Annotated in this window: 20 protein-coding genes and 2 pseudogenes; 8 read left to right on the forward strand and 14 right to left on the reverse strand. The window is 50.9% G+C overall.

Going from position 1 to position 24,403, the window contains the following annotated elements:
- Positions 1 to 206 precede the first annotated feature (206 nt).
- The 8 genes and pseudogenes from sat to murG all read right to left on the reverse strand — a co-directional run bounded on the left by sat (position 207) and on the right by murG (position 10,848).
- Entirely contained in the window at positions 207 to 1,385 is a 1,179-nt protein-coding gene (gene sat, locus IQ268_RS09335; protein ID WP_193877768.1) for a sulfate adenylyltransferase, read from the reverse strand.
- Positions 1,386 to 1,504: 119 nt separating this feature from the next.
- A complete protein-coding gene (gene mnmA, locus IQ268_RS09340; RefSeq protein WP_193877770.1) occupies positions 1,505 to 2,581 on the reverse strand; it encodes a tRNA 2-thiouridine(34) synthase MnmA in 1,077 nt (358 codons plus the stop codon).
- A 284-nt stretch (positions 2,582 to 2,865) separates the two neighbouring features.
- Positions 2,866 to 3,291, reverse strand: coding sequence for a carboxypeptidase-like regulatory domain-containing protein (locus IQ268_RS09345; RefSeq protein ID WP_193877772.1), 426 nt, complete (start codon positions 3,289 to 3,291; stop codon positions 2,866 to 2,868).
- A gap of 14 nt (positions 3,292 to 3,305) precedes the next feature.
- A complete protein-coding gene (locus tag IQ268_RS09350) occupies positions 3,306 to 5,462 on the reverse strand; it encodes an alkaline phosphatase (RefSeq protein ID WP_193877774.1) in 2,157 nt (718 codons plus the stop codon).
- A complete protein-coding gene (locus IQ268_RS09355; RefSeq protein ID WP_193877776.1) occupies positions 5,459 to 6,172 on the reverse strand; it encodes a cation diffusion facilitator family transporter in 714 nt (237 codons plus the stop codon). Before IQ268_RS09355 ends, IQ268_RS09350 begins: the two co-directional genes overlap by 4 nt.
- Before the next feature lie 250 nt (positions 6,173 to 6,422).
- Positions 6,423 to 7,329: pseudogene (locus IQ268_RS09360) on the reverse strand (APC family permease).
- A 527-nt stretch (positions 7,330 to 7,856) separates the two neighbouring features.
- The gene (locus tag IQ268_RS09365; RefSeq protein ID WP_193877778.1) at positions 7,857 to 9,158 is read right to left on the reverse strand and encodes a Na/Pi symporter; all 1,302 of its coding nucleotides are present in this window, start codon (positions 9,156 to 9,158) and stop codon (positions 7,857 to 7,859) included.
- A 595-nt stretch (positions 9,159 to 9,753) separates the two neighbouring features.
- Positions 9,754 to 10,848 carry an undecaprenyldiphospho-muramoylpentapeptide beta-N-acetylglucosaminyltransferase gene (gene murG, locus IQ268_RS09370; RefSeq protein WP_193877781.1) on the reverse strand — a complete coding sequence of 365 codons (1,095 nt, stop codon included), beginning with the start codon at positions 10,846 to 10,848 and terminating at the stop codon, positions 9,754 to 9,756.
- 258 nt (positions 10,849 to 11,106) lie between these two features.
- On the opposite strand from murG, the gene IQ268_RS09375 reads away from it, so the two are divergent.
- The 4 genes from IQ268_RS09375 (at position 11,107) to trpA (ending at position 13,663) form a co-directional block, all read left to right on the forward strand.
- Positions 11,107 to 12,006, forward strand: coding sequence for a nuclear transport factor 2 family protein (locus tag IQ268_RS09375; RefSeq protein WP_193877783.1), 900 nt, complete (start codon positions 11,107 to 11,109; stop codon positions 12,004 to 12,006).
- A 111-nt stretch (positions 12,007 to 12,117) separates the two neighbouring features.
- Complete coding sequence (gene ndhL / locus IQ268_RS09380) at positions 12,118 to 12,339, forward strand: NAD(P)H-quinone oxidoreductase subunit L (protein WP_193877785.1); 222 nt, start codon at positions 12,118 to 12,120, stop codon at positions 12,337 to 12,339.
- Between the two features lie 86 nt (positions 12,340 to 12,425).
- On the forward strand, positions 12,426 to 12,773 hold the full coding sequence (locus tag IQ268_RS09385) for a DUF3007 family protein (RefSeq protein ID WP_193877787.1): 348 nt from the start codon (positions 12,426 to 12,428) through the stop codon (positions 12,771 to 12,773).
- 92 nt (positions 12,774 to 12,865) lie between these two features.
- On the forward strand, positions 12,866 to 13,663 hold the full coding sequence (gene trpA, locus IQ268_RS09390) for a tryptophan synthase subunit alpha (RefSeq protein ID WP_193877790.1): 798 nt from the start codon (positions 12,866 to 12,868) through the stop codon (positions 13,661 to 13,663).
- Between the two features lie 121 nt (positions 13,664 to 13,784).
- Here the strand turns inward: trpA and IQ268_RS09395 are convergent, their stop codons facing one another.
- Positions 13,785 to 14,198, reverse strand: a complete 414-nt coding sequence (locus tag IQ268_RS09395; protein WP_193877792.1) for a hypothetical protein — start codon at positions 14,196 to 14,198, stop codon at positions 13,785 to 13,787.
- An 88-nt stretch (positions 14,199 to 14,286) separates the two neighbouring features.
- Here IQ268_RS09395 and IQ268_RS09400 point away from each other — a divergent pair, with 88 nt between their 5' ends.
- Positions 14,287 to 15,717 carry a serine/threonine-protein kinase gene (locus IQ268_RS09400; protein ID WP_193877794.1) on the forward strand — a complete coding sequence of 477 codons (1,431 nt, stop codon included), beginning with the start codon at positions 14,287 to 14,289 and terminating at the stop codon, positions 15,715 to 15,717.
- A gap of 154 nt (positions 15,718 to 15,871) precedes the next feature.
- A complete protein-coding gene (locus IQ268_RS09405) occupies positions 15,872 to 17,287 on the forward strand; it encodes a serine/threonine-protein kinase (RefSeq protein WP_228035214.1) in 1,416 nt (471 codons plus the stop codon).
- A 29-nt stretch (positions 17,288 to 17,316) separates the two neighbouring features.
- Here the strand turns inward: IQ268_RS09405 and aroF are convergent, their stop codons facing one another.
- The gene (gene aroF / locus IQ268_RS09410) at positions 17,317 to 18,177 is read right to left on the reverse strand and encodes a 3-deoxy-7-phosphoheptulonate synthase (RefSeq protein WP_193877796.1); all 861 of its coding nucleotides are present in this window, start codon (positions 18,175 to 18,177) and stop codon (positions 17,317 to 17,319) included.
- Between the two features lie 707 nt (positions 18,178 to 18,884).
- On the opposite strand from aroF, the gene IQ268_RS09415 reads away from it, so the two are divergent.
- A complete protein-coding gene (locus IQ268_RS09415; RefSeq protein WP_193877798.1) occupies positions 18,885 to 19,478 on the forward strand; it encodes a glyoxalase-like domain protein in 594 nt (197 codons plus the stop codon).
- Between the two features lie 104 nt (positions 19,479 to 19,582).
- Here the strand turns inward: IQ268_RS09415 and IQ268_RS09420 are convergent, their stop codons facing one another.
- The 3 genes from IQ268_RS09420 to IQ268_RS09430 form a co-directional block, all read right to left on the reverse strand.
- A complete protein-coding gene (locus IQ268_RS09420) occupies positions 19,583 to 20,197 on the reverse strand; it encodes a hypothetical protein (protein WP_193877800.1) in 615 nt (204 codons plus the stop codon).
- 171 nt (positions 20,198 to 20,368) lie between these two features.
- Complete coding sequence (gene lysS / locus IQ268_RS09425) at positions 20,369 to 21,898, reverse strand: lysine--tRNA ligase (protein ID WP_193877801.1); 1,530 nt, start codon at positions 21,896 to 21,898, stop codon at positions 20,369 to 20,371.
- A gap of 178 nt (positions 21,899 to 22,076) precedes the next feature.
- Complete coding sequence (locus IQ268_RS09430; RefSeq protein WP_193877803.1) at positions 22,077 to 22,901, reverse strand: ABC transporter permease; 825 nt, start codon at positions 22,899 to 22,901, stop codon at positions 22,077 to 22,079.
- A gap of 277 nt (positions 22,902 to 23,178) precedes the next feature.
- Between IQ268_RS09430 and IQ268_RS09435 the strand changes: the two genes are divergently transcribed.
- On the forward strand, positions 23,179 to 23,733 hold the full coding sequence (locus IQ268_RS09435) for a DUF3172 domain-containing protein (protein ID WP_193877805.1): 555 nt from the start codon (positions 23,179 to 23,181) through the stop codon (positions 23,731 to 23,733).
- 68 nt (positions 23,734 to 23,801) lie between these two features.
- Here IQ268_RS09435 and IQ268_RS09440 read toward each other — a convergent pair.
- Positions 23,802 to 24,403 (reverse strand): annotated as a pseudogene (locus tag IQ268_RS09440) (hypothetical protein); the annotation flags it as partial.

A 24,403-nucleotide genomic window follows, 5' to 3' on the forward strand; every position in this document is an offset into this window, starting at 1 on the left:
TTAGCACTTTTAAGACATCCTCTAAAGTCAACCCAGACAGTTGACAAACATTGATCTGTCAACCTGTGAGCGAATGATTCGTTTTTGGGAATGTCTTGTTACATCTAAATAATTACATTAATAGGGTTTCAACCGGATAGTCTCGATGGCCTAAACGGTTCCCATCAGAGCAAATTGGGTTGCTCTGATGGACGTGTTTGTGGATGTTACGCTTCGACGGGCGATCGCATCACACGAGCCAGTTCGGCAGCGACCTCTGGCCGCGAAAATTCCGGTGGTGGCAGCTCGCCTCGCCGCAGCAGCTCACGCACCTTGGTTCCAGATAAGTGAACGCGTTCGTCTGGAGAACTGGGGCTGGTCTTCGTGGTCGCCATCGACTGCGTTCGAGTGCAGTAAAACGCATGTTCGAACTTCATCGGTGTGATGCCCAATGCTGCCGGGTCAAATTCATCAAAAATGTGTTGAGCATCGTAGGTGCCGTAATAGTCGCCAACACCCGCATGATCGCGCCCAACAATGAAGTGAGTGCAGCCGTAATTTTTTCGTACCAGTGCGTGGAAAATGGCTTCTCTGGGGCCAGCGTAGCGCATGGCGGCTGGATTAATAGCCAAAATGACGCGATCGGTAGGGAAGTAATGCTCCAGCATGATTTCGTAACAGCGCATTCGCACATCGGCTGGGATGTCGTCGCTTTTGGTTGCCCCTACCAGGGGATGCAAGAACAACCCGTCTACCGTTTCAAGCGCACACTTTTGAATGTATTCGTGGGCACGGTGAATCGGATTGCGGGTTTGGAACCCAACAATCGTATTCCACCCTTTTTCTTGAAACAACGCTCTGGATTGCGCTGGATCGATTTGATAGGTGGGGAACTGAGGGTGAGGGTCGCGCTGGAGCAGCCAGATCGGCCCTGCCAGGTTGATCGCCCCCTGTTCGTAAACCACTTTGACACCGGGATGCTTTTCTTCGTCGGTACGGTAAACGTTGATGGCTTCTTTTACTTTGTCGTAGCGAAATTTTTGCGTCAGTTCTAATACGCCAACAAAGCGCCCGCTGGGATCGTCCAACCGGATCAGGCTTCCTTCTTGTAAGGGATCGGCGATCGCTTCGCTCACGGATAGCGTAATGGGAATTGACCAGGGCAACCCGTTGGACAGATACATGCTGGTCACAACAGAATCATAGTCTGCCTGTTCCATGAACCCGGTGAGCGGGCTAAACCCGCCAATCGCAATCATGACCAGATCAGAGGTGGTTCGTTCGTCTAGAACGACCCGTGGCAATGTATAGGCTTGTGCCAGGAATGTTTGCCCTTGTTCAGGTGTAACCACCCGATTAATTAACTGCCCACCGTGGGCTTCGATCCCTTGTGCGTGACGACTCAAAGTAATCCCCTCGCTTAACTAACGTCTACAAAATGCGATCGCATTGGTTCCGCACCCATCGTATTACGGTTATGGGTGCAAGATTAACTCATCTTCTCTAGCCAGTTCCCTGGCCAGAGCTAGCTCGCGTTTGGGAATGGCTCAATCAAGCCGCCCCCCAACAAAACATCGCCATCGTACCAAACGGCGGCTTGCCCTGGTGTGATGCTGGCCTGGGGGTCATCAAAAGTGACTTTGACCCGATAGTTTCCATCTACACTCGATAGCGGAATTAGCGTGGCGGGTTCTGGCGTTGAACGATAGCGCACCTGAACGTCTGCCCGAATCGGGGCTTCTGGGTCGGGAATGGACACCCAGTTGACTCGTTGCACCGTGAAATCTGACTGGAGCATATCGGTGCGATCGCCAACAATCACCTGGTTGCGTCCGGCGTCAATTGCCACCACATACAGCGGCTTCTCGGCGGCAATTCCCAGGCCGCGACGCTGGCCAATGGTGTAGTGGTGAACACCCAGATGGCGACCCAGCACCTTGCCCGATTGATCAACAATATCGCCTTCTTTAGGGGCTAGATATTTGTCGAGAAAATCGCGCATGGAGCCGTGGGCTTCAATTAAACACAAATCCTGGCTTTCCGGCTTGCTGGCGGTATGCAGCCCGAACCCAGCCGCGACGCTGCGAGTTTCAACCTTGGTTTGATCGCCCAGCGGAAACAGAGTATGGGCCAGCACGTCCTGGGTCAGGTCGTAGAGAAAATAAGACTGGTCTTTAGTGCGATCGACTGCTCGCCACAACTGGTAACGTCCTGTTGTTTCGTCGAAATGAATGCGGGCGTAGTGGCCTGTGGCAATTTGCTCAATGCCCAATTCTTCATGGGCGTAGCGCAACATCGGACTAAACTTCACAGCTCGATTGCACTGAGAGCAGGGCAACGGTGTAATTCCGGCAGCATAACCGCTTACCAGATAATCTACGATGTTCGATTGAAAGACGTCTCGACTATCCACAATGTGATGCGGAATGCCAAGGTCTTCACACAGCTTGGCAGCATCAACCATGCCTTCAGAACAACATTGTCCTTTTCCCTTCATCAACCAGAGCGTTAGACCAACAACGCTATACCCCTGGTGATGTAAGGTTGCCGCAGCAACTGAACTGTCAACTCCTCCTGAGAGTCCAACAACGACCTTGTTCATGAGTCTGAAAGCCTGATAATCCCACTGTGTCCATTATTCAACTTCTAGGTTAGCATTTGCAGTCCAGCATGGTTTTGTTGCGTCGGGTCAGGTGAGATTGACCCAGTTTCTTATCCAACTGTTCGGACATGGGTAGCTTTAATCTTTTGCTCGACTTTATAAAAGAGGAAAGGAAGCAATCGAACCGCACCTTCAAAGTTCCCCAGAATTGATGACTTTGAAGGTGCGGAAGTCCCCAACCTTGGGAGAGCAAGGGAGGAATTCGTACCGTGATTCGGCAACGCCTAGTAATCCATTTCCTTCAGGTTGTGCTTCTCATCCGAAGCGAGATCATAAAACTGCCCGGTGCGTCCTTCAACCCGTGTGACAAAGGTATAGGCTTTATTGGTTTCCTGGGGATTTTCGATGGCAATGCGGTATTTGATATCGCGCAATCCCTCAAACCGAAACTGCCCTTGATCATCGGTGTAGGTAATTTGCGGCGGCAGGGAATTGATAGTGACTTTGGCATGAGCAACGAGATTGTGTCCATGTGTGTCGTACCAATGGCGAGTATCGGAAACTTTGCCGTATAAGATGCTGCTGCCATGAAACTGATTTGAGGTACTCAAGGCAGGACGAACCACCATTAGGACGATCGCCACCATTATCACCAATCCTATCCATAGCCATTGAACAGGCTGAGTGCGAACCAATCGATTCAAAAACATAGTGTTCTCCCTGATTAACGGTAGGGGGTTTGAAGGGATGCGTCCGTTACCAGACGACCCTGGCTATCAAGAGCGGTCGGGCGTTCGTTGGGAATGAGGGCTGATAATTGGGTGCGATCGCGTACACCACTGATAGCAGCGGCCATGCGTTGAAAGACTTCGATATTGTCAATTACCCCATTGAACAGGGTGCTACCCGGCCCTTCTGCTGCTAAGGGCACATCATCGGCGGTATGATTAGCAACCGTGGTAGACCGCTCTAAATCCGCCGTTAACAGCAAGCCTTCGGGATTGCGCTCCGGGTTGGGTGTAGACCCGTCTTCATCAACGGTGGGATCAAGGTTGACATCATCGGTTAAAAAGTCGGTACGAAAAGCAGGGCGGGCTGAAACTCCTAACACCAGCTTGTTGGGCGGGTCGGCTTCATCCGGATATCCATTGGCATCCAGATCGCGGTAGTCGGTAAATCCGGCATCCGTGAAGGAACGCATGGCCTCTTGTAAGTCAGTTCTGCCCTCACGAATGGCCAGCGTATCCACCGTGCCACCAACCGTCTGCCCCTGGGCATGATCCGCTGTCACAATGACCAAGGTATTACCCGCTTGCTGAGCAAACTCTCGTGCCACCTGAACAGAGCGATCGAGCGTCAAGACTTCGTACAGGGTGCGATCGGGGTCAAGGGGATGCGCCAGCTTATCAGATTGGGACGATTCTACCTGCAACATCCAGCCGTTGGGATATAAGGTATTGAGCGTAGCGATCGCTTTGGTGGTCATCTCTTCCAGCATCGGAATGGTGGCAAACTCGGCTGGAATTGGCGGTTCCAGGTTGGCCGCACCCCGTCCACGGATAGTCGCTTGTTCCCGTGAAATCAGCAGATCCAGGGCAGACGGAGTGTTTTGTGGCCCCAGGGCGGCGTTGGGTCGAAAGTCACCTAAAAATAGTCCCAGCAGCGATCGATCGTTAGGAGCCGCATTCATGCTTTGCCGATCGGTGACAACGGTGTATCCCTGTTGGCGGGCAATAGCAATTAAGTCCTGGTTATCACGGCGAGCGCTGCCGTCTCGAAATTGCTGCTCACTGACGGTTTCATCGCCTACAAAGTGACGTGCCCCTGGTCCCAACAATACATCCACAGGTTGCGTTAATTCGGCCAGGGCGCGATAGCCCGTTGCGGGCTGGTAAAAGTCATCGTTGTAGTAGTCCACGTATTGTTGGGCGATCGCTTCATACTGGTCACGATGCCGAATATTGGCAGCAAAGGATGACGGCGTTGCATCCGTTAGAAATGCCGTTGTGACCATGCCAATGCCCCAGCCGTAGTTCCGCTTCATGTACTGCGGCAAGGTTTCAATGCGGGGATTATCTAAAGGATTATCTGGCGTGTTGTCGGGAAAGGCGTTCAGGGCATTGTTGATAGTCTTCGCACCCGAAACCCAGGCGGCGGCGGTATTGGCAGAATCTGGAATCAGGCTATTGAGTGAGTGGGTGGAAACGAGGGCTAACTCTGGCATTTGCTCCATTTGGAGCCGTCCTCCCGGTTGTCCATCCCGGATGCCGTACTCCATAATGCGTGCGCCTGTCCGCAGGGGGGTTCCCATGCCGTCACCGATGGTGAAAATGATTTTGTTCAGATTCCCCGCCGGACGAAACGCCTGCACCCGGTATGTGTTGGTGGCCGTAACGGGTTCCCCGTTCAACACCACTGTGGCGGCCACCTGATAGGTACCAGGTCGATCGAAGGAATAATTGCGGAGGGTTTGCCCAAAAAATCCGGAATCTGCGTCAGGTATGCCTGCTTCTAGTGCCCCACCTTCGCCCGCCATTTCTGCCTGAATACCCTGCTGAAATGCCGCTGTGGCATCTGCACCATTGATCGTTAGCGATTGCAACGTGGGCGTTTCTGCGGCAGGAATCGTGGTTTCGACCCGTAGATCAAACCGTTGTCCGGTGATGAGTGTTGTGTTGTTCACCGGCCAGAGGCGGAGAGGGGCTGGACTCACGGCTCCTAATGTAAGTGGGTCATCGGGCGATCGCGTTTGTCCGGGTTGTGCCCAGGTCAAACTGCCTGGAATCAGCGCCGGGAAAAGGGTTAGCAAACAAATCAGACTGATACTCACCAGACCTATCGGCCAGAACCAGGCTTTTTTGAGCAAAGAACGCACATTCATCGAATCAGTTCCTCCAATGAGGGATAGATGTATTGCTGAACGATTTGAGGATGACACTGACACAGAAGCACAGCATCCCGTTGGGGACGTTGCAAACGACGCACACTTTGAATCACAAGCGGTATGGTTGATGCTGCAATCCAGCCTGATATAACCAGGCTGATGGCACTGTCTGCCCACCACCAGTGAAACCCAACCATTGCGATCGCGGCGAACACCACCCCTAGCGAACTAACCGCATCCGTCAGCACATGTAACCAGGCCGACTGCAAACTGAGGTCGGCATGATGATCGTGATGACAATGTTGATGTAGCCAGTGAGCATTGCAGGTGTTGATACCCAGTCCAATGACCGCTGTAATTAGCATTGGTAGACTGACGAGGTCGGTCGTTGCTGGAGCTTGAAGGCGATCGATCGCTTCCCTGGCTGCCCAACCTGCCAACACGAGCAAGCTGGAACTGTTCATCAAGGCTGCGAGTCCTTCCAAACGCAAAGAGGTTGTGGTTTGACGAAGAGGTAAACGGAACGATACGGAGGCTGTGATTAAGGACAACCCCAATGCCAGCAGATCGAGGAGCATGTGTCCTGCATCCACAACCAGAGAGAGGCTATCAATCCACAATCCAACCCCTAATTCCAGGAGAAAAAAGAGACTGACTAATCTGATCGATCGCTGTAAAACTTGAATTTTCTGTTTCTGGCTGTTCACAAAATCTCTGACTTGAATCTCAAGTGAGTGAAACGATTGATTAATGCACAGAAACAGACCCTTGTTTCAGCAAAACTGCCCTGTTCAGGTTTTAACCTGGCAGTTGGTAGCTGAAGACCTGATCAGACTATCAAGTGCTTCCTAGTGGAAGGTTTACTGGGTGTTAAGGCGGAGTTAAATCCTGGGAAATTGAGAAACAATCCCTCTTGCGGCATACCTCAATGGATAGAGGAATTCTCTTGCCTTCTCATCAACCTTCATCTGCATGGGCAGATAGGTTTTGCATAGCCCATCGCCAGACCAATCCAGCCACAATCAGTCCCAATCCTACTAACCAAATTTGTTGCTCTACCCAAAATGCCAGAAATAGACAGGCAGATAAGCCGATCCAGGCAATCCAGCGGGGATAGAGCCGATCTTCATTTGGAATTTGCAGTGCAGATAAGTCGGTCAACGCATAATACACCAGCACCGAGAAGGCACTAAATGACCAGGTGATTCGCACGTCTCCAGTTAAAACAATGACCGCGATCGCCATTCCCATGATGATGACGGCAACATACGGCGTTGTTTCAGACTGATTTAACCGAGCAACCGCCCCTGGCATATCACGACGGCGACCCATTGCAAACAGAACGCGAGATAACCCCAAAATGAGATTCAGTAAAACTCCCAGAGTTGCGGTGACCGCTCCCACCGCCAGGACAATGGCACTGCCCGGTACCGCAAAATTGCGGGCTGCAATTTCTAATGGGGCAACCTCTTCACGGGTGACACTGCCTAATGTATTCGCTCCAACCGACCCGATGCCAACTACGGCCACGCCAATGTAAAGCAACATGGTCATGATCAATGTGGTGATGATTGCCCTGGGAATGGTCTTCCTGGGTTCGCGTACCTCCTCCCCCAGGGTGGCAATACGGCCATATCCTGTGTAGGCTACAAACATCAGGGCAGCCGCATGCAATACAGGTGGCAACAAATGCCCCAATAGCGACCGCAATGATCATGGAGGGGCCAGCAATTTCTGCGGCCAAGCCAATGCTGACAAATACACCGGTGCCCACAATGGAACCCAGACCCAGCGCGATCGCCCCTGGAATACCGAGTTGCCGCTTGAGGGATTGATGTCGTTTAGCGTCTGTTTTTGAAGCCATTTACACTTCTCCCATATATTGACTTCTAAAAATGGAGCTTCTTAATTCAACTGGTTGTGCTTAAGAGGATGTTTTAAAGGTTCCTTAGTCGCACCTCTAGTTGTTCCGAAATCCCCAACTTTGGGACTTTGAACAAAAGATGGAGCGGGTCTGTTTGCGGCATTTGGAGGCTAATGTCGGGAGGTTTGGTGCTTTCCAGACAGCTTTATTTGCCCCCTAAATTCCCCAACATGGGAGGACTTTCAAGCTAATTTGGTTCAAAGTCCCCGTTCGGCTGAGCGCTCACGTCGAAGCCAGAACTTGAGGATTTAAAGGGCAGATCGAATACTACTCAGCACTTTTCAAATATCCTCCTCGACTTTGTCCATCTAAAATCGAGGTCATTCCTTGACCCGGCCTGGATCAAGCTCAGGCTCTAGAACGTTGCAAACGTCATGGAATATCACCGACATGAAAACGTCAGGAGCGTCTTCCAAAATGCTAGAACTACCAATGACAGTAGGTTCTAGCATTTAGATAAAGTCGAGCTAAGACTCTGCCTCTTCAGTGTTGTCCTCTGCTTCTGTGCCTATGCTGTCGTCGTCTCCTCCAGACTCAAGCGCCTCTTGTACATCTTCATCGGCAGCTTCACTATCTCTTTCAGCCGTTTCCAGTTCTTGCACCTCCTGAGGCACAATCGGATCATAGAATTGGGCAATTTCTAAATCTTGTGTAGTCCAAACCAACCCAAAAGGAATCAGATAAAACACCAGCGCCACATAGCCAAATGACATCACCCGACCTCGTGTAATCACTTCAGCCGTCTTCTCTGCAAACCACACCGGAATCCGGCGAATTTTCATGATCGGAAACAGCAAAATAATGGCGTAGATATCAAAAACCATGTGTACCCAGGCTACGTTCAGGGCAGCAATGCTCTCAGGTTCTCCATTGCCTGCCAGCGCTAACCCAGCGAGTAATGCGGTGGTGGATGTACCAATGTTTGCCCCCAGAAAATAAGGCAGCGCTTGCATGGTCAGGACGACTCCCAAGGCAATAATTGGAATGATGACTGATGTTGTAATGCTGGAGCTTTGCACCGCCACCGTAATCAACAAACCAAACAACATCGCCTGCCAGGATGTTTTAAACAGATACTTCTTAACTTTTTCCTGCAAATTATCGTTCAAAAGGGCTTTAAGGGCTTTAACTAAACTTCTTAAGCCGAAATACAGCATGGCGATCGCAATCACGAGAACCAGCCACCCGGTTTCCCCCGTCAAATTCACAATCAAATCGGCGATCGGGTCAACAATAAAGCCTAATGGATCAAACAGTTCTGTCCCCCCAACTCCCACTACTGCATTCGTCAACTGAGTTGCAGACCACGACAAGATATTAGTTGTTAACTCCAATGGTAAGAAGATGAAAACAGCAATGATATTGAAAAAATCCAATACCATTGCCCCTTTAAATGCGCGCACAAACTCTTCCCGGTTATTAACATGTCCCAGTGCCACAATGGTATTCGTTACGCTAGTTCCAATGTTGGCTCCTAATACAACCGGAATTGCGGCTGCGGTATCGATTGCACCTGCCGCAACTAACGCAACCGTCATGCTCGTTGTGGTTGAAGAACTTTGTAAAAGAGTGGTTGCTAAAATGCCTGTAAACACGCTAGTAATGGGGTTGCGGGTTGTTGCAAGCAATGCTTCAGCCGCATCCTCTCCTAATAGTTGAAATCCATCTCCTAGCAACTCTAAGCTGACAAAGAAGATTAGAAGTGCCAGTAACAGACCGATAATACTCCAAACCCTTCCTTGAGGAAGAAGGTTAGTTAGGCGGTTCATAGGGTCGAGGAAATAACTTCACCTCAATCCTATGGAAGAGAGCAAATTGATTTGTTAAGGGGCTGTAAAAGGCAGGTTAAGGAAAACGTTCATACTATAAAACCTATCCTTTGAGGTAAATAAAACCTCTCCTGAGAAATAGCCAGGTTCTAAGGATTTGTCATTTTTGGATCACTTTCAATTAATAGGTTCGATGCTCCTGGGATTATGTGACTGAGGGGGTGGTTTGATAAAGTATTTTTTGCGTCTCGGTAGGGGCGAAGCGTTCGGTAGACAGTGTCTCGGTTGTTCCAGCCATTCTAATTCGCAGCTTGCTTTTCGCAGAGTATGCTTCGCCCCTACACCTATCGGGTAACTAATCAGACTATTAAAACATCCTCTAAAGATACCTGAAACATATCAAATGTCTCCGTAATGGCATAGCTCAACGAGCATATAAGGCTACACAGTTACAACCTTGAATACAGCAAACTGAATTGGCGATATAGATAGTTAGTAACCAGAATTGAGCCTGAACAACTGATTGACTGACGAAGGTTCTAAACCCTTCCCTAACCCTGGGGAACTTTCAAGCCAATTTGATTCCAAGTCTCCCCTACCGTTTTTTGGGAATAGCGCTCAGGCTGTCACGCACCAGTGTGGCCAACCGTTCTGCACTATCGACGATCGCCAAACGGCCTGCTGCCGTAGCCATTTGTTGAAGCTGGTTGGGCGATCGCAACAGACATAAGCCTTTTTGCTCTAATAGCTCTGGGGTTAACTCGCTCTGACGGCAGACCTGAGCTGCTCCTGCTGCCGCAAAAATGGCCGCGTTGTAAGTCTGGTGATCTTCTGCCGCAAAGGGATAGGGAATTAAAATAGCCGGGGTTTGGGTCACTGCCAGTTCGGTGAGGGTTCCGGCTCCGGCTCGGCTTACTGCCAGGTTCGCTCGTTGCAACAGCCACGCCATGTCGTCGTAAAACGGTAAAGCAATATAGTGCGGATGGCTTAAGGTGTCGGCCTCTGGATCATTCTCCCCGGTTAAATGCACGATCCAGGCACCCGCTTCTGTCCAAGTGGGGACACATTGCCGTACCAAACGATTCACGGCCACTGCCCCCTGGCTACCGCCGACGACGACAATTAGCGGCACGTCGGCTGGAATGCCTAACTCGGATGGTTTAACTGATGCTTGCAGAGCTGCTCGAAACTGAGAACGGACGGGTGTACCCACGCAAAGTTTACGCGCTCGGGGCAAATAGGTAGCAGCGGCCTCAAATCCTAGCGCCACGGTGCTGCACCACGGGCTGAGCCATCGCGTCACCTTGCCGGGCAGTGCATTAGACTCGTGCAGAATGGTAGGCAAACCCAGGCTTCTGGCTGCAATTAATGCCGGAGCCGCAATGTACCCGCCCGTGGTTAATACCCCCTGAAACTGGCCGCGTTGCAGGAGTTGCCGTACCTGAACGATCGCCCCTGATAACCGTCCAAAAATTCGCAGGCTCCCCAGGCCAAACCGCTGCTGAAATCCTTCTACCGCAATAGTATGTAAGGGATACTGCTGGGGAACCAGTTTGGTTTCCAGACGATCGGGCACCCCCAGCCACTCAATCTGATAATCTGACAGTTGCTCTGCGGTAGCGATCGCCGGAAAGAGATGACCACCGGTGCCGCTGGCAGCAATGAGTAGTTTTTTTGGTGTATCTGCCAAAGGACGTTTTCTCCGTTACGCTGCTGATGGGGCTGATTGGATCAGTTTGGAGTCACTACGGATTGACCACCAACCGATGACCATTAAGATGGCAGTAATCTTAGGATTAGAAGCCCGAAACAGACCATTCAGATCCATTCGTAGATCCACTTGCCATTTAGATTCACTTGACCCGGTTTTTTGAATTTTTCAAACCTGCCGACTATAGTGGACTCATTTCAAACCGCTCACCCTAATCAATTATTCAACCTATCATCTATGCACAACCCTCAACCCACCCGAAGCGTTAACGTTCAGGATTCTTCCAAATTCTTGACGCAAACCAGCAATGGGGTTTGTCAGAGTGCGCTATGTAAAGCATCTGCGTCTGTATCGTCTCTGTTTCTAGGGTTGTTGATCAGTTTTGGGGGAAGCGCGATCGCCCAAACCGAAACCCCACCCGCTGCACCGCCTGCCCTCACCACAGCCTTATCTCAGATGGATACGGCTGCCAGTGAAGGGGATTTAGATGCGGTCATGGAGTTCTTCAGCCCTAATCTCACTCATTCTGACGGCTTGAATTATCAGAACTTGAGAAATGCGCTGGCAGGGTTTTGGGAGCGTTATCCAGACTTAACCTATCGCACTACGCTCAATTCCTGGCAGCAGGATGGAGCCGCGATCGTCGCAGAAACCACAACAACCATTACCGGAACGCGAACCAACGACGGCAGACGGTTAAATCTCAATGCCAGCATTACCTCTCGGCAACGCTTTGAAAACGGAGAGATTGTGCGGCAAGATATTTTAAGTGAGCGGAGTGAGGTTACCACGGGCGTTCGCCCACCCACCGTTGAGGTTAGTTTGCCAGAGCAAGTGACCACCGGGGAATCGTTCAACTTTGATGCGATCGTGGCAGAACCGCTGGGAGAGCGCCTGCTGTTGGGAGCGGCGATCGAAGAACCAATTCGTCCGCGCGGCTATCTCCGTGCTGCACCAATCAATTTAGAGATTCTATCGGCGGGTGGGCTGTTTAAAGTAGGTCAGGCACCTGCTCAGCCAAACAGCCAGTGGATTTCTGCGGTTGTAGTGCGAAACGATGGCATTACGCTAGTCACCGAGCGGCTCCAGGTCAATCGACCTTCTAGTAGCACAGAGACGCAATCTCCATCTCAGTAGCGTCTTAACCTGGGGTGATGTAATGTCCTGGGTTTGCTAAGGGACAGGGCACCAGAAGGCGTTAAGATAAAAGGCAGCATGTGGTGAATTGTAACTAAGCATTTCAAACCTATGGAGCTTCCTATTGTTCTTTTGCTGTATGCCGCCCTTGGTGGTGCCTATCTGGTTGTTTTGCCAGCCCTAACTTTCCTTTACCTCAAGCAGCGGTGGTATGTTGCCAGCTCAATCGAGCGGGTTTTGATGTACTTTCTGGTTTTCTTCCTGTTTCCAGGGTTATTGTTGCTCAGTCCGTTTCTCAACTTCCGGCCTCAAAAGCGGCAGGTTGAAGCGTAACTGGTTGCAGCATAAAGTTCACTTCATCAAGGTTAATTGCCACACCACTGCACCAAATCGGTGGTTTCGATTGGGATTGGGGCTAGATGCGACGGATTGATGTCATAGGCATAGGCATAGGGCTGTTTGCCGCTGGAGGAGTCATTTACCTGATTCTGCAAGCGATCGGGCTAGATAGCATCAATGCTGGCATCTGGAGTCAGGTGTTGCTGGTGGGCGGCCTGGTCGGCTGGCTGCTCACCTATCTGTTTCGGGCTGTGACACACACCATGACCTACAATCAGCAGTTGCAAGACTATGAAGATGCCGTTTTACAAAAACGCTTAGACGAAATGTCGCCCGAAGAACTGGCTCAGCTTCAGGCTGAACTAGAGCAGGAAAAACAGCTTCGTGCGGCTGAAAAGGAGCGATCGCAGGCGACCAATGAGCCGTAGAATAAATGTCTTGTGAAGACGTAAGCAAGTTAACGGTTGCAATGCCACAATCGGCTTGTAAACGGTTCAGAAACGGTCGTTAAGGACACAGCATGGGTTCAGTTTTTCAGTGTATGGATGCGCTGCGCGATCGCGGCCAGTGTGCGCTTATTCCCTTCATCACCGCAGGCGATCCAGATTTAGAAACAACAGCAAAAGCGCTTCAACTCTTAGATCAAAACGGTGCCGATCTAATCGAGTTAGGCGTTCCCTATTCCGACCCGTTAGCGGATGGCCCCGTGATTCAGGCGGCTGCTACCCGTGCCCTGCAAAACGGGACTCGCTTAGAGCAGGTGCTTGATGTCGTTAAGTCCGTCAGCCCTACGCTAAAAGCGCCGATCATTTTATTCACTTACTACAACCCCATTTTGAATCGAGGCATTGAAACCTTTTTGCAACAAATTGCAGAGGTGGGGGTGAAGGGGTTGGTGGTGCCCGACTTGCCGCTAGAGGAAATTGAAGGGCTGCTGAAACCAGCCGCCGAAATTGGGATTGATGTGACGCTGCTAGTGGCACCCACCAGTCCCAAAGCCAGAATTGAAGCGATCGCTGCTAATTCCCAGGGGTTTATCTATCTGGTGAGCGTCACGGGCGTTACGGGAATACGGACTCAAGTTGGTGCCCGCGTGCAAGACCTGCTTACTGAGTTACGCGGCATTACCGACAAGCCCGTTGGCGTTGGGTTTGGCATTTCTCAACCGGGGCAAGCCAAGCAAGTGAGGGAATGGGGAGCCGATGCGGTCATCGTTGGCAGCGCTTTTGTGAAGCGTTTGGCCGAAGGTGACCCCACCCAGGGCTTACAGGCGATCGAAACCTTTTGCCGCAGCTTAAAGATGGCGATTACTGACTAACAGCAGCAAACAAGAGCCAGAATTGACCTATGATTCCGGCTCTTGTCGATCGGGTGGTTCAGTTTACATCTGCGGTGTTTCGACAATGCAGAGCGGTGCAGGTCGGTGCAGATTGGTCTTATTATGAGAGGGTTTTCTGGATGCGCTTGAGCTGAATGGAACGAGAGGCGATCGTCACGGTTTCTGGTTCTAGCTGCACATAAACTTTTCCAGCTAAAACTTTTCCTAACCCCGGTCGCTCATAGATCAGCACATCCTCCTCCTGGGCTTTCTGTTCATAGCCCATCGCTTGCATCGTTTTGTGCAATTCTTTGAGAAACGTTTTCTGGTTTTTGAACCCAACCGAAAATGTAGTAGTGCGGTTAAAGTAAGCCCCTAGAACTCCGGCAATTAGTCCTCCTAAAATGCCGACTTGCTGAGGAATGCCTGTCCCGGTTCCAAGATGGAGAACCTGGGACGCAAGCAGTGTAAACAAAATTGCCGTTGTGGCAAAGTAGTACAAAAATGTAGCGGTAAAACCGGGACCAAATTGCATATCGCATCCTATCCTGGGCAACGATGAAATCAGTTGAAATGAGTTGACATCAGTTTAATGTCAATTCACTGAAGGGTAGCAATACCAAATGTCAACTCTAGGACTGTGTGACCTCGTCGGCAAGGTGCTTCACGATCGCTACCAGATTCAGCAACAGCTCGGAAAACGTGCCGGACGGCGATCGCTGTTAGCTCTCGATTTAGAAACCCAAAACCAGGTAGTAGTGAAGCTTCTCACCTTCAGCAGTGAGTTTGAATGGGATGATTTGAAGCTGTTTGAACGCGAAGCCAATACGCTGCAAAGCCTCACCCACCCTGCCATTCCGCGTTACTTAAACTACTTCGAGCTAGACCTGCCAAACTACAAGGGGTTTGCTCTGGTTCAAACCTATATCGAGGCGCTGTCCTTAGAAGACCATCTTCAGTCTGGACACACCTTCAGTGAAGCAGACATTCGGCAACTGGCTCAAATGCTATTGAATATTCTGATCTACCTGCACACGCGGCAACCGCCTGTGATTCATCGCGATATCAAACCCAGCAATATTCTGCTCACCCTTGATGCCAACCATCGTATTGCCCAAACCTATCTTGTCGATTTTGGTGCCGTGCAGACGCGAAACGGGCAGGAGAGCAGAACCCTAACGATTGTTGGCACCTATGGCTATATGCCACCCGAACAGTTTGGTGGACGAGCTGTTCCCGCTTCCGATCTTTACAGTTTAGGTGCCACGTTAATTTATCTGGCAACCGGGCAGCATCCTGCCGACTTGAACGATGACGATTTTCGCATTCAGTTTGAGCCAACCCATTTGACCCCCACACTGGCCTGGTGGCTGCGGCGGCTGACGCAACCCAGCTTAAAGAATCGATTTGCGTCCGCTTCGGAAGCCTTGCGATCGCTCGAACCACCAACCCTACAAACCCTGGGTGTTCAGCTCCTGCAACGCCACTCATCGTCCCATCCATCCCGCAGAGGTACAGATCCCAGGCGAGCTACTAAACCCCTGGGCAGTAAGGTGACCTTGCTCAAAAAGGAAAACGCGTTAGATATTGTGCTGCCGCCAGAAGGACTGACCCTGAGGTGTGCTGCCCTGACAGGTCTGTTGGCCTTTGCTGCGTTGAATTTGAAGGAAGTTATTTCGCTCAAGCTGACGTTTGCCAATCTGGCCGCAGGAGGGGTGTTTAGCATCATTGCTGCAATCTGCGTTTGGAAAGTGGCCTTTGCCCTGGCCGGACGAGTGCGGCTGCGCTTTGGTGTGTGGCAAATGAGTGCAACCTACGAATTGTTAGGGTTGAAATATCGCTGTGCTCCCCTTTCCAGACGGTTCGCGAGCCGCTTACAGATAGCCCAATCGCATACAGGATGGCGATGGTGGTACAAGGGCGATCGCCTCATCCTCTGGGTTGGGGTCAAAAAACACGAGCTGTGCAACGAAAACACAGTCACTCATCCAGAGCTAAACTGGCTGGCCGATGAAATCAGCCATTGGCTACAGGTACCTATTTCCAGAGATTGAGCGCACTCCATTGCCCTGGAGTCAATCGTTAACCTGTGCAACAATCTTCCGACAAAATTTAACGCAGTAACACAGACGAGGAGTTGCTTCGGCACACTAGCAATAGGTTGAATCGACATTCGCCTCGTATCATGCTGAGCTGAGTGGTAAGCGCATGGCAAATCTAGAATCAAACAATTTGATTGGAACAGTGCTGTATAACCGCTACCAAGTTCAGCGGCAGCTTGGAAAGCGGGCAGGGAGGCGATCGCTTCTGGCGCTAGATCTGGAGACGCAAAACCTGGTGGTTGTGAAACTGCTGACCTTTGGCAACGATTTTGAATGGGATGATTTGAAGCTGTTTGAACGGGAAGCAGAAACGCTGCAAGCGCTATCCCATCCGGCAATTCCCAACTACTTGAATCATTTTGAATTAGACCTGCCCCATCACAAAGGCTTTGCTCTGGTTCAAACCTATATTGATGCCAATTCGTTAGAAGAGCAGCTCAAAGCGGGACGAACGTTTAGCGAGGCCGATATCAAAGAGTTAGCCACATCTCTGCTCGAAATTTTGCTTTATTTGCATGGACGGCAACCGCCCGTCATTCACCGGGACATCAAGCCCAGCAATATTCTGTTAACTAACCGTTCAGGAAATAGCGTTGGTCAGGTTTATTTAGTGGATTTTGGCTCCGTGCAAACGCTCGCCGCCAAAGAAGGGGGAACGTTAACGGTGGTGGGTACCTATGGCTATATGCCGCCAGAGCAGTTTGGCGGACGAGCCGTTCCTGCTTCCGATCTCTATAGTTTGGGAGCCACTTTAATCTATTTAGCAACGGGGCGGCACCCTGCCGATTTGCCGCAACTGGATTTACAAATTGAATTTGAATCAATTGTTCAATTACGTCCAGATCTGGTTCGTTGGCTCAAGCAGATGACCCATCCTAGCCTGAACCGTCGGTTTGGCTCGGCACAAGAGGCACTGCACGCCCTACAGCATGGGTCGGCGATCGCACCTCAACCCGGTTATTCCACCTTTCTGGCTCGAAAACCAGCCGATACGAAGGTGCAATTGACCAGGGATGACCAAACCCTGGAGATCCTGGTTCCGCCACCCGGATTTAGCGCCGAAGTGGGCGGCACTATCCTGTTTGCGATCGCCTGGAACGCATTTCTCGTTGTTTGGACGGGGGGCGCACTTCAGGGTAGCCTCTTTTTTGCCCTGTTTTCTCTGCCCTTTTGGGGCGTTGGCATCACGATGATCCTCAAAGTTCTCCGGGCTTTGGTTGTTCACACCCGGCTCCAAATCGATCGCGAAACAGTGTCGCTGTCTTATGAACTTCTAGGTTGGCCGTTTAAAGCGACGCGGCCAATGAACGTGCAAAACGTGGGCAAGTTAGTTCATACGCGGCGATCGTCCCGCTGGATATCAACCCGCCACGGTAGCCGAGAAGTTGAGATCAAACCCCGAATTGTGATCTGGGTTGGAACCCGAAAGTATGAGATTGGCGAAACGCTCACCGATCCAGAACTAGATTGGCTCTCTCAAGAACTCAGCCAATGGCTTCAGTTACCGGTTGTTCGGGAATAAGCGAGGTTCCCTGCTTGATCTCCTATTCCCTAAACAAGCGAAAGCCGGGGTAAACTCCCGGCTCCACTGGGTATGGTGCGTCCAACTGCCGCTGCGATCGGCTGCAAACTTTCAGCCAGGTTCACCATGTCATCGAGCGAGAGAGCCTGACGCGCATCAGAAACAGACTTTTCTGGTTCGGGATGGCACTCGACGATCAGGCCATCGGCTCCACAGGCGATCGCAGCTCTAGCCAGATCTGCCACCAGTTCCCGCTTTCCGGCGGCATGGCTGGGGTCAACAATGACTGGCAAATGGGTGATTTGCTTGAGCGCTACAACCGCACCCAAATCCAAAACATTACGCGTGTAGCTGTCAAAGCTGCGAATACCGCGCTCGCACATAATCACGTTGGGGTTGCCGTGACTGAGAATATATTCGGCGGCCATGACGAATTCTTCAATGGTGGCGGCCAATCCTCGCTTTAAAACCACAGGCTTGTTGGCCTGCCCTAATGCTTTGAGCAAGTCAAAGTTTTGCATGTTGCGGCTACCAATTTGCAGCACATCCGCATAGGTTGCCACCTCTTCAATTTGTGCGATCGCCATCACTTCGGTAATCACGGGTAAGCCGTAGCGTTGCCGTACGCCTGCTAAAATGTTGAGTCCTTCTAACCCAAGCCCCTGAAAAGCATAGGGTGAGGTGCGGGGCTTGTAGACTCCGCCTCGTAGCGCCTGCACTGGAGCCACCGCCAGACGGCTAGCTACTGCTTCCATCTGCTTTGAATCTTCAACGGTACATGGCCCGCCAACAATTAACAAATCCTGCCCGCCAACTGTCACCTGATCAGAGAGTTGAACGATTGTTTTGTGGTCGGAACTAGCTTTAGCGACGAGTTTAGCGTTCTGCACTGGAATACTCCTTTGTGAATTGAGTGAATTAGATTTGATGTGAGTTGATCTAGGAATCGAATAGTGGGCTTAAACAACCAATGACCCGTTCATAATCATCAAAAAACCCGGAACCTTGGGGTCCCGGGTTAAGCAAATGCTTGCATGACCATTTACCCGGGATGTCTCCTGGTCCAAAAAAAGTAAAATCCGTAAAACAAGCCGTAGTGGGTCAGCATCTGTGCTTTGTTGATGTGCGATCGACTGGAAGGTGCTACTTAAAACAGAAACCGCAGAGTTTGCTCTGCGGTTCACCTCGAGGTTCCATGTTGAAATGGACTCACCCCAGGTGAACCTCGCTAAACCAAAAATAAAAGTAAGCGCTTGAGCAAATCATCTGCCGACTCAGTATCCAAAAATTCTTTACGCCTCTAAACGGTAGCAGAGATATCAAAATCACGTCAAGCACCTAATTTAGGTGTTTTGTCAGGATTACATTAGATTCAGCCTGAATCTAGTGATAGATCTGGCTGAACAGCTCAATTCCATAATCCAGTTTCCTATTCTCCTAACCCTTGTTGAGAGCTACACAAAACTGCGACAAGTCTGAAGCTTGAGATCAGATTTGAAAGATACGAAGGTGAGATTGATAAACTGGTATTAATATTTGCCTAAAAGCAAGATCTATCTGCTGAAGCGTATTCAACCCTCAATATATTTTGCAGTTCATGGCTTTAGTCAATCCTACCCTCCCGCTTTTGTCTACCGTCCTTGGTGCGTTCTGGTCCTTACCACTGGATGGGCTGCTCTCGACCCAAGGCATTATGGTTATCCTCCTGATCGCCTATGCCGGGGCGATGTGGATGTTTCTCACCAGTGCCCCCAAGGTTCACACGGTCATGGTATCTGACCTGGAAGTAGCCAGACGGCTCTATGAAGGGTTGTTGGATTTGCCCGTGGCAGATGTACCGTTGCACTACTACTACAACTATGAGCAAACCCTGGGAACAAGCGGCATCGATCCGTTGTACGCCTCCGCCAGCAGCCTGGGCCGGACATCTGCAGCTCAGGGATTCAGCACGCCAGATGGTCTCTGGTATCAGTTGAAGAAGAACACCCAACTGCACATTATCTCTGGTGCGAGCCTGGGTCAGAAGAATCGACAGCGGCATGTCTGTTTCGACCACGACTGCCTGGAGCAACTGCTACTGCGAGTGCAGGCATATGGGTTAAAGCACAAGATTCGCAGAGACAAACCGCTCAATTTTTTGGTCAAAGACCTGGATGGTCGTGTCATCGAAATGGCAGAGGTCTCTAACTAATTCTGCTGTCCGTTATCAGCAGATGGACACTAATCCAGGCTATCAGGAGGGCAGGTTAACAAAACCTGCCCTCTTTTGCATTGGAGGACTGAGCGGCAATAGGCTTAACCTTGTGGATTGCCAGTGCGGTAGCTGTTGACGATCGCCTCTGCGTCGCTGTTGTAGGTCTGATAGGATTTATTGATCCCAAACAGATTCAAGATAAAGATAGTGTCGCCTCGCTGTTCCACAAAGCTGATGGCATCCAGATCGTTGCCATCTCCATCTTTCCCTGTCCAGTCCACCCGAACGCTGCCATCGGGCTGCACCGAGGAAGCTTGCCAATCAATTTGCTGCAATCGCCGCTGATATTCAGCCTTTAGTGCTTCTTCAAGCTGATCAGAGGTGAGTTGAGTGCCCTGAGCAGGGCCATAGTCAATTGAGCCACCAAACCCCTGATCGCCCGATACGAAGGCAATGCCGCTTCCGGTTTCTTGATAGTTGTAGCCTTGAGGAAAGGAAATTTCAAACAAACCATTTTTTTCCTGGTAGGTTTGCGCCCCTGTAGCGGGAGGCGTGACCTCAGGAGCAGGAGAGACACTCGGTGCCGGAACAGACACAGCAGGGGAGGGGGAGGGGGTGATCGCAGACTGGCTTACAGTCGTTTCGCGATCGGCACCACAGGCAGATAAAGCCAGCGCTGAAACCACAAGCAAAGAAAGACGAGAAAAGTATGGCATGAGAATCCCACTTAAATAAGACGTTTCATAGAACTAACATCTACGTGAAATTACTAGAATGACGTAAAGGCTTCGTTCAGGATGCTACAGCGAACATGTAGAACCTGTAGCAGTTCTAACTCAAGCAGAATAAATTGCAGCCAGTTTTTAGATTTCTTTAGAAGATGACGGTTAGGACTTCTCGTCGGTTTCGGTTTTCAGGTCGGTTTCCGGCTTCAATAAGGGGAAGGCAATCACGTCCCGAATGCTGGCACTGTCGGTTAACAGCATTACGAGGCGATCGATTCCCATGCCCATGCCGCCAGTTGGAGGCATACCGTACTCTAGAGCCGTTAAAAAGTCTTCATCTACACCCTGAGCTTCTAAATCGCCTGCGGCTTTACGTGCCGCCTGTGCTTCCAACCGTTCTCGTTGATCGATTGGATCGGTCAACTCCGAGAAGCTGTTTGCCGTTTCTCGACCCACAATAAACAGCTCAAACCGTTCGACTAATCCGGGCTTGGTGCGGTGCGGCTTCGCTAGAGGTGAAATTTCAACCGGATAGTCCATCACAAAGGTGGGCTGAACCAGGTTTGCCTCGACCCGTTGCTCAAACACTTCGTTGAGCAGTTTGCCAACAGACTGAATCTCGTCAACATTAAGAACACCAGCGGCGGCGGCAGCAGAGCGAGCCTCGTCTATCGTTTGAAACTGGGTAAAGTCTAACCCGGTCTGTTCCTGTACCAGGTCGTGCATTGTGACCCTGCGCCAGGGTGGAGACAGATCGATCGCCTCACCTTGATAGGTGATTTCCAAGGTTCCTAATACAGACTGAGCCGCCGTTATGATCAGTGCTTCGGTCAGCGCCATCATGTCGTGATAATCGGCATATGCCTGATACAGCTCAAGCGTTGTAAATTCCGGATTGTGGCGAGTCGAGATGCCCTCGTTCCGAAAAATTCGCCCCAGTTCAAACACCCGCTCGAAGCCGCCGACAATCAGCCGTTTCAGGTGCAGCTCTGTGGCGATCCGGAGATAAAGCTCCATTTCGAGCGTGTTGTGATAGGTGATAAACGGACGCGCATCCGCCCCGCCTGCTTCAGACAGCAACACAGGCGTTTCAATTTCAATAAATCCCTGTTGATCTAAATGGCGACGAATAGCAGCCGTGATTAGGGCGCGCCGCCGAAAGGTTTCTCGAACCTCGGCATTGACAATCAAATCAACATAGCGCTGCCGATAGCGTTTGGCTACATCGGTCAAGCCATGCCATTTATCGGGCAACGGCAACAGCGACTTGGTCAAAATTGCGTAGTAGCTGACGTTGACCGACAGTTCACCCTTCTCGGTGCGCCGGATACTGCCTTTGACCCCTAAGAAGTCGCCTGCATCGGTAAGCTGCTTGAGATGGTTGAACGCATCGGCATCAACCTCTGCCATGCTGTCCTGGATCTTTTTCTTATCCAAATACAGTTGAATCGTGCCTGTTTCGTCTTGCAGCGTGAAAAAGGCTAGCTTGCCAAAGACTCGTCTCAGTAGAATGCGACCCGCGATCGCCACTTCATCCTGCACCTCGTCTCCGTTGGGCAAATCGGCGTATTTTTTCTGCAATTGCGCCGCATGATGCGTCGATTCCCAGCGATACGCATAAGGATTAACACCCAACTCTTTGAGTTGAGCCACTTTTTCGAGCCGAGTAGCGCGGATGTCGTCTGAAGCCATAGAAATCGAGCAGTTTTGCAGAAATAGGAAAAACCTTACCACTCAGCCTAACGTTGGCGGGTGGCAAAGTCCAATTATAGTCATGACTGAGGCGCAGCGGATGTCAGGATTCGCCAAACTGCACGTCGAGGCGGAGATGTTCGCTTCTTACCTTTTAATCTCTGCTGTGGCCGTGCAATTAGTCTTGCTGATGGGCAAACTGGTAGGCACCGATTGCAGAAAGGGCAACGGCGATCGCCAGCAACACCGGAATGCTGTACCAGGGAAATTGGGACATGGGTAGGTAGGCCGCCGCTCTCAAGCCAATACTGGTGTAAGTGAGCGGCAGCAGATACACCACGGCCTTGAGGGCGATCGGTAAGACGGTGGGGTCAAAAAAAGTAGCCCCCAAGAATGACATTGGCACAATTAAAAAGTTATTAAGTAAGCCAACGCCCTCTAGAGACTTAACGTTGAGGCCAACAATCACACCCAACCCAGCAAAGACAGCGCAATTAAGAACCAGCAGCACTAGAAATAACGGGTTGAGGAACCCAAAATTGCCCGTCACAATGATGGCGATTAGCATGACCGAAGCAGAGGTCATTAAGCCCCGAACCACGCCTGCCAGCATTTTGCCAAGGAATAGAGCCAGCGGATGCACCGGGAGCAGCAAAATCTCTTCAAAGGTTTTGCTATACAGTCGTTCCCCACAGATGGAGAATGTGGTGCCACCAAAACTAATGGTCATCGAAGAGAGAGCCACCATGCCCGGTAAGATGAACTGCAAATAGTTTTCACCCACAGGTGGCTGCATGGCGCTGTCGAGGGCGCTGCCTAGCCCTAAACCAAAGGCCAGGATGTAAATGATCGGGGATACTAAACCAGAGGCCGCCACTTGAAAGATTCGAACCCTTAGATCTAACCAATCTCCCCAGAAGACCGTCAGGCTGTCCGCTAGAATGCTGCGAACAGGGGAGCCTTTAAACGTTTGACCCAGTTGAATGGAGGGTTGAGAAGTCACAGTCTGTTGCGATCGAGAAGTTCCGTTTAAATTTTGGCACTTTACGTGAACATAAAATAATTTCTCAGCCCAACTTCATAGACCAAATTGGGAACTGGTTAAAGAGGTAGAGGCATTTCAAATCGCCCTACAGTAGAGTAGAACTATGACACAGACCCACGCAGGTCTGTCATATCGAGTTAATATCGAGCTAGCAGATAATAAAGGGAGTAGTTAAGTCTCTCTAGATTTAGTTTCTGCCTGCTCTTGCCGACCTAACTGTACTGTTTAGATTCCTATGAGACGCAAATCTCCACCAAGACCGCCAACCAGACCTATCGATTCACCTCAGCCAAAGTCTTCTCTCTTGTCTGGCTTGAATTATATTTATGCCGCCATCTTGGGAGGGATTTTTATCCTGGGAATCGGGATTGGAATTGCGGTTAGTTCTACTGCAAACTTCAGCCCAGAAAACGTTGCCTCTCGCGACTTCATCGATCGCAGCGCTCCCAATGCGGAAATGTGCGTTCAGTATGGAGCCAGTGCGGTTTCAATGGATCTTCACGCTTTTTTAACGTTAAGTCCCTTCAGCGTCTACGTCTCTCAACCCCTGATGCAGCCGGGATGCGTACTGCGTAGCAGCAACTGGGCGGTACTGCAACGCAATAACCTGGTTAGCCAGGAAGAAGTGAACGATTGCCGTCGCCGCATGAATACGTTTGGCTTTACGGGCAGCGTAGAAGGCAACGGTGCCGATCCTAAAATCTATTGTGTCTATCAAAACGATTCGGCTCAGAACCTGTTCCTGAACGGTTCAGGAGGCAATGCCGTACCGGAAAGCGATCGCTTCTAATCGCTTCTAGTCGTTGCCGCTTCTACCCCATCAGTCTCAAGGCGTTCCGGTTGGAACGTCTTTTGTTTTTATTGTCTCGGTAGGGGTTCAATTACTCTAATTTGCACCACCTGATTGGGCTGAATGACGGCAGGTTGCGGTGCAGCAAGATAGGTAGTGGCTCCGGCAGCGGCTCCGCCCACTAAACCACCCCCAACGCCACCCAGTAACGTTCCGGCGATCGCCCCAAGTGCCGAGTTGAGCAAAACATTATTGTTTGAAACCTGGCGATCGCCTTGTAAAACATCTGATTCAGCTTGCAGCAGCAGGTTTCTGCCGCCGACGCTCAGCGCTTGGGCAATGAATTTGCTGCCCTGTTGCCCGGTTTCAAATCGGCCTAGCACCTCGCTGCCCTGCGGCACAATCACCGCACCCGCCTGATCAACAATCGACTGCTCTAGCAGTAATACTTCCTGCCGTGCTTCGTTATCTGATAGTTCCAGAGCCGCTTCGCCGGGATAACGCAACCGCAACACGGCACCCGATGGAATCAAAACAGTAGCGGTTGGCGCTACCGCCACAGTGGTTGGCTCAGCGGGTCGAGCGGTCGAAAGAGACTGACCGGGTAACGGTTGACCAAATTCAATAGCGGCTGGCGGTTCGTTAACGGCTGGTTGGGTGGGTGCGGAGG

It is taken from the genome of Oculatella sp. LEGE 06141 (assembly GCF_015207605.1).
Classification (GTDB): Bacteria; Cyanobacteriota; Cyanobacteriia; order Elainellales; family Elainellaceae; genus Oculatella.

What these genes read in the sequence shown, in the direction of transcription:
- IQ268_RS09415 (WP_193877798.1), top strand. Translation starts at nt 18,885, where the DNA reads ATGGCTTTAGTCAATCCTACCCTCCCGCTTTTGTCTACCGTCCTTGGT.
- IQ268_RS09420 (WP_193877800.1), bottom strand. Translation starts at nt 20,197, where the DNA reads ATGCCATACTTTTCTCGTCTTTCTTTGCTTGTGGTTTCAGCGCTGGCT.
- IQ268_RS09385 (WP_193877787.1), top strand. Translation starts at nt 12,426, where the DNA reads ATGCGACGGATTGATGTCATAGGCATAGGCATAGGGCTGTTTGCCGCT.
- IQ268_RS09435 (WP_193877805.1), top strand. Translation starts at nt 23,179, where the DNA reads ATGAGACGCAAATCTCCACCAAGACCGCCAACCAGACCTATCGATTCA.
- IQ268_RS09400 (WP_193877794.1), top strand. Translation starts at nt 14,287, where the DNA reads ATGTCAACTCTAGGACTGTGTGACCTCGTCGGCAAGGTGCTTCACGAT.
- IQ268_RS09405 (WP_228035214.1), top strand. Translation starts at nt 15,872, where the DNA reads ATGGCAAATCTAGAATCAAACAATTTGATTGGAACAGTGCTGTATAAC.
- IQ268_RS09365 (WP_193877778.1), bottom strand. Translation starts at nt 9,158, where the DNA reads ATGAACCGCCTAACTAACCTTCTTCCTCAAGGAAGGGTTTGGAGTATT.
- IQ268_RS09395 (WP_193877792.1), bottom strand. Translation starts at nt 14,198, where the DNA reads ATGCAATTTGGTCCCGGTTTTACCGCTACATTTTTGTACTACTTTGCC.
- trpA (WP_193877790.1), top strand. Translation starts at nt 12,866, where the DNA reads ATGGGTTCAGTTTTTCAGTGTATGGATGCGCTGCGCGATCGCGGCCAG.
- IQ268_RS09375 (WP_193877783.1), top strand. Translation starts at nt 11,107, where the DNA reads ATGCACAACCCTCAACCCACCCGAAGCGTTAACGTTCAGGATTCTTCC.
- IQ268_RS09345 (WP_193877772.1), bottom strand. Translation starts at nt 3,291, where the DNA reads ATGTTTTTGAATCGATTGGTTCGCACTCAGCCTGTTCAATGGCTATGG.
- lysS (WP_193877801.1), bottom strand. Translation starts at nt 21,898, where the DNA reads ATGGCTTCAGACGACATCCGCGCTACTCGGCTCGAAAAAGTGGCTCAA.
- IQ268_RS09350 (WP_193877774.1), bottom strand. Translation starts at nt 5,462, where the DNA reads ATGAATGTGCGTTCTTTGCTCAAAAAAGCCTGGTTCTGGCCGATAGGT.
- ndhL (WP_193877785.1), top strand. Translation starts at nt 12,118, where the DNA reads ATGGAGCTTCCTATTGTTCTTTTGCTGTATGCCGCCCTTGGTGGTGCC.
- mnmA (WP_193877770.1), bottom strand. Translation starts at nt 2,581, where the DNA reads ATGAACAAGGTCGTTGTTGGACTCTCAGGAGGAGTTGACAGTTCAGTT.